Source organism: Halioglobus maricola, assembly GCF_009388985.1.
Classification (GTDB): Bacteria; Pseudomonadota; Gammaproteobacteria; order Pseudomonadales; family Halieaceae; genus Halioglobus; species Halioglobus maricola.
Map to the genome: position 1 here is coordinate 3,320,405 of NZ_CP036422.1, position 13,054 is coordinate 3,333,458.

Sequence of the window (13,054 nt, forward strand, 5' to 3'; positions counted from 1 at the left end):
TCTATTGCTGAAGAGTACAGTTTTGCATATATCTGCAAGGAAATAAATTATTATTGTTTTACGATAATTAATTACTGTACTATCCCGCTGAAGCCCATCGAGACGAAGGAACAGAGACATGCATGACAAGCCCTTTAGCCCCACCACCCATATCAGGGTGCTGCTGGCAGCCCTCCTTTGCAGCCTGGCAACAGGATGTGAACTCGTCACCATGGCCCGCTTCAGCTACGACAATGCCACGGCACCTCACAGCTGGCACAATGGTACGGGTACCACCACAGTTCCATTCTCTCTGGTCGACAACCACATTATTCTGCCGGTGCGCGTGAACGACAGCGCGCCACTGAACTTCGTGCTCGACAGCGGAGCCGCTGCCTCGGTGCTGATCGACAGTCGTGGCTCGCGGGCGCTCAAGTTACAGCCCAGCTCAACGATAACGGTTTCGGGTGTGGGCAATGGACCAGACCCGACCGCAGCCGTCATCCGGGACACTACGCTCGGTGTTGGTAGCCTGGAGATGGAAGAGCAATCACTGATTCACCTACCTCTTGAGGCCATACCGTTCTTCCGCGAATTGGATGACGCGTACTTCGATGGTGTCATCGGAGCGCCTTTTTTCTCGCGTTTCCTCGTTGCCATCGACTACGGCCGCATGGAGATCAGTTTTAGCGAACCCGGCTATTTCAGTGAACCCGGCGACGAGGAACAGCAACAGCCCGGCGCAGGCTGGCAATCAGTGCCGCTGGAAATCATCTCGGGTGTACCCTATCTGCACACCAGAGTGAGCAACGATAATGGCACGCCAGTAGACGTGATGTTATTGGCAGATACCGGCGCCCGCGGGACGGTGTCGCTCACGCCGGCAACGCATGCAGAGCTCGAGCCACCCCGCTACTACTACTCTGAAGTGGGCCAGGGCCTATCGGGCGATGTCATCAGCCGTGTGACCATGGCGCCATCGCTCACTCTGGCCAACTATCAACTGGGCCATCTCCCGGTGAGCTACGACATTGACGGGGGCGAACAGGAAGCCGGTAGCAACGGCATCCTTGGCAACGAGATACTGCGTCGTTTCAACCTCGTTTTCGACTACAGCAGTGATCGCCTCTACCTACAGCCCAATGATAACTTCAGCGACTCTCTCGAAGCCGATCGCAGCGGCCTGCAAGTCCGGCCGCATACAGCTGGAGCCATCGTGAGAAAGGTTGCAGGAGACTCGACCGCCTCCAAAAGCGGCCTGGCCGAGGGCGATATCATCACGTCGTTCGACGGCATTGCGGTCACGCCCACCACGATCGCGGGACTGAAACGCGCCCTGACAAGCCACGCAGCGGCGATCCACCTCTGCTGGACTGCCGCTTCGCTAAACCATTGCGAGGATGTCGCGCTGGCACCGCGAATGTCGCAGCATGAGACCTGAAAGTGCGCTATGGTTAACCCGATCCGATAGCGAGTACGGCGGGTAGGAATTGTCCAGGCATCCCGAGCATGACCCCGACGAAGAACACGAGTTCCCCAAGCTTCATCGCGATGAGGAGCTCGACCACGACGGCGTCGAACAGGTGGTAATTGAGCGCTTTGTTCACTATCGACTCCATTTTCTGTTAAAGGTAAAACAGGAAATGGACGACGGTAAAACACTCACCGAAGGTGAGTTAGAATTGATGATACGCATGATCCCGCGAGCCCAGAGGGTTAGTCACCTCGTCTATGACCACCCGGAGCTCAGTGTACTGGCGGCCAAGCTTATCGATTTGGTCCACGGCATTACCAGCGAGGCGCTGGAAAATGCTACAGGCAACAGTGGCTCGCGCTGAAGTCTCCCCACCGGGGAACCCGAAGTTATCTTGGAAGAAACGTTACCTATGCCTCAACTGACCACCTACTTTGCCACCCTCCTGCTCGCCAGCGTCTTCTCTACTACCGCAAAGGCGGCCAGCGATCCCGCCGCCGCAGAACGCGTTCTCGAGCAACGCTGCATCGTTTGCCACGGCTGTTATGACGCACCTTGTCAGCTAAAGCTGGAGGCCAATGAGGGCCTGGTTCGCGGTGGCACCCTGGCCCCGATATACGACGGGACTCGCCTGCGCGCGGCCGATCTGACCCGGCTATTCGATGACGCCCAATCTGAGCAAGAGTGGCGAGCCAAGGGTTTTCACCCCGTTATCGACAGAGAAGCCCCCGAACAAGGGGTGATGTATCGTCTACTGGAGCTAAAGCAGGAAAACCCCCTGCCCACGAATGAAGATCTGACTCGCGACTTTGATTTTTCACTCTATCGCGACCAGACCTGCCCAACTCAGGAAGAGTTCGATAGCTACGCCCGGGAACATCCTCTGTGGGGCATGCCCTACGGACTACCGGGATTAAACCAGGATGAACACAACACCCTGATTTCATGGCTGGAGGAAGGCGCACCCGCGGCTTCAATGGATGCTCTGTCCGCGCAGCAGCAGGCTACTTTGCAGCACTGGGAGACTTTTCTTAATACGGATGACAAACGCTCACAACTCGTTGCGCGCTATCTGTACGAGCACCTCTTCCTGGCCAGCCTCTATCTGGAAGTAGAAGAGCAGCCAGCCTGGTTTCGCCTGATTCGCTCGCGCACTGGCCCTGGACAGCCGATAGATGTGATCGCCACCCGCCGGCCCTACGACGACCCGGGTGCCGGACATTTCTATTATCGCTTGCAGCGCATGCCCACAGCTCCATTGGCAAAAACACACATGCCCTACCGCCTGGACCAGGCGCGGCTCGAAGAGTACCGGGAACTTTTTCTGGGTGATCCCTGGCAGCTCGATACTCTTCCCGGCTTCGACGCCGCCACCACCTCGAACCCCTTCAAGCGATTTGAGGCAATCCCTGTTGCAGCCCGCTACCGCTTCCTGTTGGGTGAAGCTCAATTCACCATCATGAACTTCATCAAAGGCCCGGTCTGCCGCGGCCAGATAGCGCTCAATGTTATCGACGACCATTTCTGGGTGATGTTTGCCAATCCGGACAAATTGGATCCGGTAGAAGATGCGAATTTTCTCGCGCGTGAAATGGACAACCTGTACCTGCCGGAACCACGCACCGGCACATTGCTGGACCTGCTCAGCTGGCGCAAATACGCCAAGGCAAACAGAAGCTATCATGAGGCCAGGGCACAATATATCGAGAAAGAGCTGAACCGCGACGAGCGGAAATTGGATCTCGACGCTATCTGGGATGGGGACGGAAACAACGCCAACGCAGCTCTGACGATCTTCAGACACTTTGACACAGCGTCCGTGGTGAAAGGCTTTGTTGGCGAAACACCGAAAACAGCCTGGGTGATCAGCTACCCGCTGCTGGAGAAAATCCACTACCTGCTTGCAGCCGGCTTCGATGTCTATGGCGCTGTAGCCCACCAGTTAGAGTCGAGGCTGTATATGGACTTCCTGCGGATGGAGGGCGAATTCAATTTTTTGATGTACCTGCCCGCCGACGAACGACCCAAGCTCTGGAATTACTGGTATCGCGACGCGCCGCACGGGGCCAGAAAATATTTTGACGACAGCAGCGAGTTGAGCGCAAGGCCATCAGATATTGAATTCCAGACCAGCGACCCAAAGAACGAGCTGCTGCAAACCTTGCGCGGGCGTATCCATGGCGCCACCGCCAAGCGCTACGATTACCACTCCCAGGCGTCTAGCGTCACCACCGAGGCGCTGCGTAAACTGGAACTCGCCACAGGCGCACACAACAGTTTTCTGCCCCAGGTCAGTTTTCTCAACGTGATTAGTGAACAACGTGATGAAGCCTATACGCTGATAGCCAACTCGGGCTACAGCAATATCGCGCAGCTGTTCAAGGAACAAAAACGACGCATCCCTGCGGAGGACTCATTGACCGTAGTAAGCGGATTTATTGGCGCCTATCCCAACTACTTTTTCCAGGTGAACGAAAAGCAAATTCCACTGTTCGCAGCCGAGGTACAGGCCATGGAATCCCTTGGTGACCTCGCCGAATTGAAAGCACGCTACGGTGTGCGACGCGATGTGCCGTGGTTCTGGCACTTGAGCGACAAGCTACATCGCATATCGCGGGAACAGGATGGGATTGAGTTCGGCTTGTTTGACTACAACCGATACGCGGCGCAGTAGCGGCCACTGCGGCGCCAATGGCACTGTTTCACTAGAGAGCCGCTGGCCGAAAGTTCAACTGCAAGCCCACAAACGCACTTGAACCGAAGTCCAGATCAGGCTCTTCCACCTCGCTGTCTTCCAGGCGAAGCCCTCGCAAGCCACCATAGCCCGCGCGGGCTCCCAGCCAGAAGCTGCCAGCCAGGCGATACTCGACGCCTAGGCCCACATCCCAGCCGTCGAGATTGACAGCAACATTCTGCGACTCACTATCAACTGACCAGGACGCTCCTGAGGGCGAAACGCCCAGCCGCACCATCCACCGATCATTGGGCGCGTACAGGATAGCCGGCCAGGGCATCACCGCGCTGATCGTCCAGCTCTCGTCAATCGTCCAGGACGCTCCCAGGTAGGGAATATAAAAATCGTCACCAGAACCGCCAACGTCTGCGTAGAGCCCAAAAGCCCACCACAACGTATCGCTTTGCACATAGCGCGCGAAGGCGCCTCCCAGATACTGCCAGTCCCAGTCACTGCCGGGCATATCGCTGTCGTGCCCTAGCGGCATCACAAAGGCAGCGGTCTGCCACTCGGGATTCACCTGGCGAATCCACCCGACTGGCAGGCCGATACTGGTCACTCCTACATCGTCACGGCCATCTGAGAAACTGAAGTCAGAGCGGCTGACATACTCGCCGACAAACACAGCATCTCGTTTACCCAAGAGAAAAGGCACAGCCGCCATTTGCGAGAAGCGATCAACATCGTACTTAAGAGAATCTTTCCCCTCGGCCTCTATCTCTATGTCGCTATAGTGGGTACCTGTGAGGAAGGCGATAGGCGGAAACGGAACGTGAGAGATGCCCCGCTGAAACCGGAAGTCACTGCTCTCAAACGCATTGATTGTCTGCTGAACGAATCCAGGGTTCTCCTCACTGGCCTGGGCTGGGTTAAACAGAACTTGCGCTGACACCAGCCCCAGTATCGCAGTCGTCCTAATCGCGCTCGTAAGCCAGCGGAACCCTGAATTCATAGCTAGTCTCTTTAGTAACTTCAAATTTCGCTCGTGGCTAGAACTTGGTCACGATCTTCAAAAACAGGGTATCCCCTTCAGGGCGACGTTCTACACCCGATTCGTGTAGCCACTTGAATGACGCAACGGTACTGACCCCGGCCACATCACCGACCCACGAAACCACCGGCCCAATACCGAGCGATTTGGCTTTGAAGTCACCATAATTGGCGCCATCGCCACTATCGCCTGTGATCTGCTTGTACCAGAAACCGGTGAGTCCAGCGCCCCCGAGCCCGCCCCACAGCGGGAAATGCTGGGAGGCCGTCACCTCAAGGTGCGCCTGGGTGCCAGACTCATAATCCGTTTTGTCATTTTCTTCATTGAACGTGGCCCCCAGGAACGCCGAAAACTCGCGTCCGCTTTTCGGGTTCAGGTAGACCATGGCAGCAGTGGGCTCGATGCTCCAGTAGTTCTTACCTGTATTGGCCAGTTGGCCTACCTCGTAGTCGCCGGTGGGCGCATATAGGCCGACGCGAAAGTTGTAGTTGAGCGCGGGGCTCACGTTGTAATTCAGCATCAGGGGAAACAACAGTACGTCGCCGAGGCCAGAGTCACTATCGCTACGGCGAACCGTTCGCTGTTGCGGGTCGGCGGGCACACGAACGTCCGCCTCGACCTCTATATCTACGAAGGGCACTGTGATGGCAGCGGCATAGCTCCAGCGTTCACCCAAATCAATGGGTGGGCGCCATACTCCAGTGAGACCTACCGCAAACGAATCAACCTCCACATCAAGCGCGGCCAGCCCTGCCACCGGCACAGTGACATCGGAGTCGAACTCGCCCGCATAATCCAGCACATTCAGACGGAATATGACTGTCTCCGAGGCAGGAATACCGTCTATGAAGGAAGACATGGAGCCGGGAAAATAGTGGCCACTGCCACCTTCTTCGGCGAGAGCTGACCCGGTAAACAGCGTGGTAATAGCCAGCGTCGCAAAGGTGCGCGATAGCATTGTCTGATAACTCGATTTCACTGAAAGCGACATCCAATACCCGAGGAATTAAGTCAGATACTAGTCTAAACTGACCGGGACTTGCCAGACATTATCGCGATCAAATAGAGCGCTTACTGCAAAGCGAAATGCCTGGGCACAACTTAGCAATGGCTACTCTTTTTGAAAAACAGGCACGGAGACAAGTAATGGTGAATCTCAAGAAAATGTCCCTCGGCATCGCCCTGGCGCTGGTTCCACTGACGTCGGTCACAGCTACAGACATTGAGCAAAATCCGGAGCGGAACCTCTACTTCGGTGAGACCCATATGCACACCGCGTACTCCCTTGACGCCTATATCGGTGGCACGCGGCAAACACCTTCCGACGCCTACCGCGCTGCGCGCGGCGAGTCAGTAATAGTGAATGGACTTCCCCACAAAATCCGCCGGCCACTCGATTTCGCCGCGGTTACTGATCATGCCGAATATATAGGTGAAATGTACTCGGCGCTCAACGCGGACGCCCCTGGTCACGATAATCCGCTCATACAGCAGCTGCGCCAGCTCGAAGACATAGAGGAGCGGGAGCAGTGGTTTTTCAAGTACGTCATTAGTAATAACCGCGGCGCCAAGCCCTCACATCCGGAATTTTACGCAGGCGAAGAAACCACCCGCAGCGCCTGGAAGCTGGCTATTGACGCTGCCGAATCGCACAATCGGCCTGGAGAGTTCACCACTTTCATCGCCTACGAATGGAGCGCTGCGCCCGAGGGCGGAAACCTGCACCGCAATATCCTGTTCCGGGGCGACAAGGCACCCGATCTACCGATGAGCTATATCGACATCAATCGCGAGGAGGGACTTTGGGATTGGCTGGCTCGGCTCGAGCAAGCGGGCATTCGTGGAATGGCCATTCCACACAACTCCAACGCCAGTAAAGGCATGATGTTTCCCGACAACAACTCCAGTGGCGAACCGCTTGATAGTGCCTACGCGGAAAAGCGCGCGGCATACGAGCGCGCTATTGAAATGCTGCAGGTCAAGGGTAATTCCGAGGTACACAGAAAGTTCTGGGCCGCAGACGAATTCGCCGATTTTGAAAATGCGGACTCCATACAGAATGCCAGCGGCCGCACGTTCGCCAAGGGCTACTTTGTCCGTTCAGGTGTCACCAAGGGCCTGGCCCTGGAGCAGAGCCTGGGCACCAACCCTTTCAAACTGGGTTTTGTCGGCGGTACCGACAATCACAATGGCATGATGAGTGACGTCGACGAAGACAATTTCGTCGGCGCCCATGGCCCGGAAGACGGCACCGTAAAGGCCCGTCGCGAAGGCAGTGTTACCGGCTGGATAAACAGCCGCGAGCTGAGCATCGGCTCCATTACCGGCGTGTGGGCACCCAGCAACACGCGCCCCGCCCTGTGGGATGCCATTTACAATCGCGAGACGTTCGCAACCTCAGGTCCGCGCATCGGTTTGCGTTTCTTTGGTAGCTGGAAGTTTGACGAAGACCTGCACACAAAAGGCGATGCTATTAAACGCGCTTACAAAAAAGGCGTGCCCATGGGAGGCGATCTGGAAGCGCCCGCGCGAGGCCGTGCGCCCCGATTCCTGGTAATGGCTAGCAAAGACGCGCTCGGTGCCAACCTCGACCGGGTGCAGGTCGTCAAAGGCTGGATCGACGCATCAGGCGGCCTGCAAGACAAGGTTTTCGATGTGGCGTGGTCGGATGATCGCGAGCGCGGCAGCGATGGCAAACTGGCTGCAGTAGGCAACACCGTCGACCTGAACACCGCTACCTATCGCAACACCATCGGCGCAACTGAGCTGGCCACCGTGTGGCAGGACCCGGAGTTTGATCCGGAGGTTCCCGCCTTGTACTACGTGCGTGTACTGGAGATTCCTACACCGCGCTGGACGACCTATGACGCAGTTCGTGCCGGCCTTCCCCTGCTGGACGATGTACCCGCCACCATTCAGGAGCGGGCGTGGTCTTCTCCTATCTGGTATCGGCCCTAAAAGAGTATCCCGTCAGCCGCAAAACCAGGCGCGAACTGATGCCAGTGTGTACTGGGGGTCGGCAGCGAAGTCGGTTAGCTGTATCAGCAATGACAGACGGGTTCTGCCTTGCTGGCTGGGATTAGCCGTCAGATAGCCGTAGAAAAGACCATCTGTATCGTAGATTACCGGCGCTGCTGTGGCGAAGATATTCCACGGGCTGAAGTTAGTATAAGGCGAGCCGAAGTCGCCCGACTCGTTCCAGATACTATAGGCAGCATATGGTGAACCATAACTGCCGTTGGCGTTACATACAGATTCAAAGTGCGCCGCCGGGCAGTTGATGCAACCCAGGAAGAACTGCTGCTCCTCACCCCCATACAGAATCAGGTACGGCGCTTGCTTTTCGAACACCGGCTCGAGATAAAAAACCTGGTCTGACTCCAGCACGGCCATGAGGCTTGGATTGTCGGCCATACCGGCAGTTTCCAGCGAACAGGCGTCGAGGCTGCCACCGCAAAGGCCCCGCTGTCTTTCGCGCCACCCGGTAAACACCTGCCCCTGAGCTGGCACCGCTTCGAAGACTTCAGCGAAGAAAATGTCGTACACATCAACCGTACAGGTTTCGCCGGCATCACAGCGGAAATTCCCGGACGCAGTAACGACACTGCCCCCGCTCGGCACGGTGACTTCAATTTTACATCCGGCTAATGTTAGCGCCGCCAGAAGCCCGGCGATCAATTTCCAGGTGGAGTTGTGCTTCACTGCGCTTTCCTCAACTTCATTGCGCGTATTATTCATCATCTGCCAGCCTCATAGAAGCTGGATTACACACATATTGTGGGGAAAATCGGGGTTGTATTGACTAGGGGCCTATGTGGCCTGTGTGGTAGGGCGTCAGATTCAGGGGAAGGATTTCATCGAGGCCCACCGGCTCATGCGACAGCCACATCACCAGCCTGTTCCCATCGGTGAAGTACGGATCGCCCGTCAGATTGCCGCGTGGCTGATCGTAGTCAGCGCTTCCCACACCGCCGACATAGCCGAATGCTTTGATGCCCTGGCTAAACGCCAGGTCTTCCAGCAGGAACTCACGGGTCTCATCCACGTCGGGGTCTATCTTGTGCGTGGTAATCGTCTTGCGGGTAAAGCGCACACCGATATCGCGACTAATCTGCCCGATCCACACTGGCTTGCCCTCGTGGCGCAGGGGCGACATCCAAACTCGCAGGTGATTGCGTTCGTTGATGCTCGTCCGCGCCCGCTGCAAGGCCGCATCCTGACCGCGGCCAAACACATAAAGAGCACTCACCGGAGAGTACCGGTAAGTGTCACCCAGGAGAGCCGATGCTGCAGTTTTAAGCAATGAGGTCCCGTAAATGGTCTCCGTTTCATCCCACCCTGCCCGCATCAGCGCGTAATACATATCACGGCCATCGCCAACAAAGGCAATATTCAGTGGGTCGCCCTTGTCCTCGCCGGCTGAATCGCGCACGCAGCAGGGCATTGTCTCCAATTCAGCAACCAGTTGTTCAAGAGTCACATCACGGACGCTCTCCTGGGGATAGAGCGCTGCAATATCCACTTCGTGGTGATCCAGGCGCAAACCAGGAACCGGCACGTGAAAGCTCATTAGATACGCGCGGCCATCGCCCACGACATCGACATTGAATGATTTGGTACCCTCGTCAACGCGGGTGAATATGTAGGCGGATTGGATACTCTGGGGCGCCACTGCCAGCCTGGCGTGACCGACACTTTCGAAACGGCTGGCGAATCCCGTGGTGTAGTCGGCCCGACTGCGATGAGCTGTCTCTCGAGGTGTGAAGTAAGCCCTGTCGACGCCCATGGGAGTGAGGTACATCATAGACTCACTCTTATTCTCCACCTGCACCCAGACCGGCTGGATATTCCTGGCATAGAGATCCATGCCGAATATTGCACGGGTCTCCTCCTTACTCGGCACGGCGGTGGCAATCGTTAAATGACCTTTCTGTTCAATATGCAGCCGGTCGTTGGGCGGTGACACCTGGCGCCCATCAAACAAGGCCGCCTCACTCTTCTTCACCCCCGCCTGCCCATCAAACAGGAATCGAGTTTCATCCAGCGCAAGCGTATCCTCTGAGAGAAAGGCCACCAGCCGCAATCCATCGGTAAAATAGGCCTCTCCACCGAACCCGGTTCTCGGTTCTTCGATGGAGACTTCGCCAACACCCGTCACATAGGCCACCTTCGCCAGGGACCCGTGATACCAGAGGTTCTGAAACAGAAAGCGTTGAGCGCTATCGATATCGGCGGTCACGCTTTCGCGCGCAAAAAACAATGATCCACCGGTGCTGTGGCCTTCGCCCTCGAGAAGTGAGAGTAGTCTGAGACTGTCGGCGTAGTAAAAGACCTGGGCGAGCCAGACGGCCTCTCCATCCACCTGCCAGGGTGCCAACCACAGATGCATCTGAATTCGTTCGTTACCGTCCCGGCGCCACTGGGTAAAGATAGCATCGGGCTCACGGCCACGGTAGGACTGCAATCTCGCTCGATCAAGCGCTTCCGTCTCGCGCGACGTCTCCAGCCAGCCGCCTCGTAACATGGCGCGCCGCACGGCTTGTCCAGTGCCCACTAAAACTGCGTTAAAAGGCGCTCCGTATTCAGTCCCTTCTACATTGGTACCGCAACAGGCCAGTTCCTCTTCGAGCCTGGTCCGCAATTCAGCAGGGCTGAGCTCAGCGGTTTCGGCTGAGGTGTAGAGCGAGTCAAAGTTCACCTCGAGAAAATCAGGCACGAAACCCGGGAGTGGCACGAAGAACGTAAAGTCCAGTGCGGTGCCCCCGTGGATCAAGTTCAGATTAAAAGCTTTGGAGCCGGGACGCAGGTGAGAGAAGACAAGGCCGCTGCGGGTCTCACCCGGCGGAACAAAGCGGGGCATACTGTTCTCATGAAACCAGCGCTGCATGGCGTCGTAGCCCTGGCTGCTGTAACCCCGCCGGTTCATATAGGCGACTTCAATTGGCGAGTAGTAATCCGGGTCAATACTGTGCGTCACCATCCGGGCGCGCGTCGGGCTGCGGTTTTCAACTTTCAACCAAATAGGCTGTATCCCCTGGGCATAGAGATCAAGCCCGGTGAGGGCGGCAGCCTCCTCTGCGGTGGGTACCGCCGCCGATACCCGTATATCCCCTTGCTCAAGAATCACAGCGCGCTGCAAGAAATCGGCACTGCCTACGGCAGCACCGTCGTACGGCCGGGATGCACAGGCCACAATTATCGGCAACAACAGCAGATATAATGCAGAACTACGCATCAATCGCACCACACTCTGAGTGCTATGGGTCACGTGCTGTCCCCTCTCCAGCGTCAGCTTCAGTACTGGTCCCGAGGACCAAGTTTCATCAACACGTTCATCACACGCTGGGTCGTATCACGCGCCGGTTGCCTGTCCAGAGTCTCTGTGTCGTTCTGCCAGGTAAGGTCGCCCTCGCTGTTCATCTGGACATGCCAACCATTCGCACCGCTCATATTTCGCTCCAGGATTTTCACCAGGTCTTCGGCCAGCGCCGGCGAGTCGATCATCGCTCCCATCTCGGTATTGATATTCCGGGAACGTGGATCGAGGTTCATCGAACCGATGAACACATATCGTCGATCAGCCACCGCGCACTTGCTGTGTAAGCCACTGAACTCCGCTTTTGCCGGCGCCACATCAATGATGCTTTTCTGTATCTCCGGATGAGCACGAAATTCCCACAGGTCCACACCCACCCGGACAAAATCATCACGCCAGGGCTCATAGTGGCTGTTTACTGCGGGTACATCATGAGAAGCAAGCGAGTTGGTCATCAGCCTAACCCGCACGCCAGCGTCGGTCTTGGATTGGATAAACGTTAGCGCTTCTTCCTGCGGAATAACGTAGGCGTTCTGAATCAGAAGCTCTTCCTGCGCCAGATTGAAGAAATTGAACATGCCGTTCTTCATCGTCTGGGTAATCTGCTCCGCTGCCGCTTCATCGTAGACGAGCTTACTGCGGCCTATACGGAGCTCTGGCGCAAGCGCCCGCCAGTCCTCTGTCCAATCCTTTGGGCTTCTGGGAAAAGCAGCCAGTACCGGCGCGTTGGCTGCTGAGTCCTGCAGAACCTTGCGCTGTTCCCGGGCGATGTCACGATCAGGTTCAGTGGTGAGTGCATCCGCCGTGACCACCCACTCACTGTTCCAGAACATATCGAACATGCCATTGGCCTGCTGTGCGATATGGCCGACGCCTAACAAGTCGGTATCGTGGAAATTGTAGGTATCACTAAGCCCGAAATAGTGGTCGCCGATATTTCTGCCACCGACGACGACAGCATGCCCATCGACGATCATCAACTTGTCGTGCATCCTGGTATTCAGGCGCTCCATCTGGGCGAGCATTTCACCGGCCCGATTTGCCATGGTCCCGCGGTTCTCCCAGGGATTGAACAAACCGAAATCGATATTGGGTGCTGCATGCAGGTTGGCGATCAACTGATCGTGGCCATGCAGAATAAGGTCATCGACAATCAGCCGCACCTTGACGCCGCGCTGGGACGCAAGAATCGCTCGCTCCAATATTAGGCGACCACTGAAATCGGGATACCAGAGGTAGGTCTGGATATCCAGCGAGGTGGTGGCGGAATCGATCATCGCCAGCCGCCACAACAAACCGTCATAGCTGCTGTCCAATATCTTGAATCCAGAGCGGTCCTGCCCGTGTTCCCGGGCGATTTCCGCCGCCATATCAGCGAGGACGCCACTTTTTGCAGGTTCGAGAGCGTGACTGACCATGCGCTCAGGCCGATCTTCTTTGAGGCCTGCCGAACTGCACCCTGCCAACACAATAAGAAACGACAATAGAATCCAGGGTGCGTGTAGCACCCGGGGTAGGCTATCTCTTTGCATCGTCGCTTGCTCTCCTCACATAGAACGA

Annotated in this window: 9 protein-coding genes; 4 read left to right on the forward strand and 5 right to left on the reverse strand. The window is 56.6% G+C overall.

All coding sequences use genetic code 11. From position 1 onward, the window contains the following. Nucleotides 1–118: 118 nt before the first annotated feature. From EY643_RS15040 to EY643_RS15050, 3 genes are read left to right on the forward strand one after another with little or no spacing between them, the layout of a single operon-like run. A complete protein-coding gene (locus EY643_RS15040; protein ID WP_153239998.1) occupies nucleotides 119–1,420 on the forward strand; it encodes an aspartyl protease family protein in 1,302 nt (433 codons plus the stop codon). A gap of 49 nt (nucleotides 1,421–1,469) precedes the next feature. Next, nucleotides 1,470–1,817 carry a hypothetical protein gene (locus EY643_RS15045; RefSeq protein ID WP_153239999.1) on the forward strand — a complete coding sequence of 116 codons (348 nt, stop codon included), beginning with the start codon at nucleotides 1,470–1,472 and terminating at the stop codon, nucleotides 1,815–1,817. A gap of 48 nt (nucleotides 1,818–1,865) precedes the next feature. Beyond that, nucleotides 1,866–4,127, forward strand: a complete 2,262-nt coding sequence (locus tag EY643_RS15050; protein ID WP_153240000.1) for a fatty acid cis/trans isomerase — start codon at nucleotides 1,866–1,868, stop codon at nucleotides 4,125–4,127. A gap of 31 nt (nucleotides 4,128–4,158) precedes the next feature. Here EY643_RS15050 and EY643_RS15055 read toward each other — a convergent pair whose 3' ends face one another. Beyond that, nucleotides 4,159–5,139, reverse strand: coding sequence for an outer membrane beta-barrel protein (locus EY643_RS15055; protein ID WP_153240001.1), 981 nt, complete (start codon nucleotides 5,137–5,139; stop codon nucleotides 4,159–4,161). A gap of 37 nt (nucleotides 5,140–5,176) precedes the next feature. After that, nucleotides 5,177–6,136: a SphA family protein gene (locus tag EY643_RS15060; protein ID WP_153240002.1), complete on the reverse strand. Its 960-nt coding sequence runs from the start codon at nucleotides 6,134–6,136 to the stop codon at nucleotides 5,177–5,179. A 188-nt stretch (nucleotides 6,137–6,324) separates the two neighbouring features. On the opposite strand from EY643_RS15060, the gene EY643_RS15065 reads away from it, so the two are divergent. Next, a complete protein-coding gene (locus EY643_RS15065; RefSeq protein WP_153240003.1) occupies nucleotides 6,325–8,136 on the forward strand; it encodes a DUF3604 domain-containing protein in 1,812 nt (603 codons plus the stop codon). A gap of 12 nt (nucleotides 8,137–8,148) precedes the next feature. On the opposite strand, the gene EY643_RS15070 is transcribed toward EY643_RS15065, so the two are convergent. The 3 genes from EY643_RS15070 to EY643_RS15080 form a co-directional block, all read right to left on the reverse strand. Further along, nucleotides 8,149–8,919, reverse strand: coding sequence for a hypothetical protein (locus tag EY643_RS15070; protein ID WP_153240004.1), 771 nt, complete (start codon nucleotides 8,917–8,919; stop codon nucleotides 8,149–8,151). A gap of 61 nt (nucleotides 8,920–8,980) precedes the next feature. Beyond that, nucleotides 8,981–11,446, reverse strand: coding sequence for an LssY C-terminal domain-containing protein (locus EY643_RS15075; protein ID WP_205743084.1), 2,466 nt, complete (start codon nucleotides 11,444–11,446; stop codon nucleotides 8,981–8,983). 26 nt (nucleotides 11,447–11,472) lie between these two features. After that, the gene (locus tag EY643_RS15080) at nucleotides 11,473–13,026 is read right to left on the reverse strand and encodes a phospholipase D family protein (protein WP_153240006.1); all 1,554 of its coding nucleotides are present in this window, start codon (nucleotides 13,024–13,026) and stop codon (nucleotides 11,473–11,475) included. Nucleotides 13,027–13,054: the final 28 nt, after the last annotated feature.

What these genes read in the sequence shown, in the direction of transcription:
- EY643_RS15070 (WP_153240004.1), bottom strand. Translation starts at nt 8,919, where the DNA reads ATGATGAATAATACGCGCAATGAAGTTGAGGAAAGCGCAGTGAAGCAC.
- EY643_RS15050 (WP_153240000.1), top strand. Translation starts at nt 1,866, where the DNA reads ATGCCTCAACTGACCACCTACTTTGCCACCCTCCTGCTCGCCAGCGTC.
- EY643_RS15055 (WP_153240001.1), bottom strand. Translation starts at nt 5,139, where the DNA reads ATGAATTCAGGGTTCCGCTGGCTTACGAGCGCGATTAGGACGACTGCG.
- EY643_RS15040 (WP_153239998.1), top strand. Translation starts at nt 119, where the DNA reads ATGCATGACAAGCCCTTTAGCCCCACCACCCATATCAGGGTGCTGCTG.
- EY643_RS15060 (WP_153240002.1), bottom strand. Translation starts at nt 6,136, where the DNA reads ATGCTATCGCGCACCTTTGCGACGCTGGCTATTACCACGCTGTTTACC.
- EY643_RS15080 (WP_153240006.1), bottom strand. Translation starts at nt 13,026, where the DNA reads ATGCAAAGAGATAGCCTACCCCGGGTGCTACACGCACCCTGGATTCTA.
- EY643_RS15065 (WP_153240003.1), top strand. Translation starts at nt 6,325, where the DNA reads ATGGTGAATCTCAAGAAAATGTCCCTCGGCATCGCCCTGGCGCTGGTT.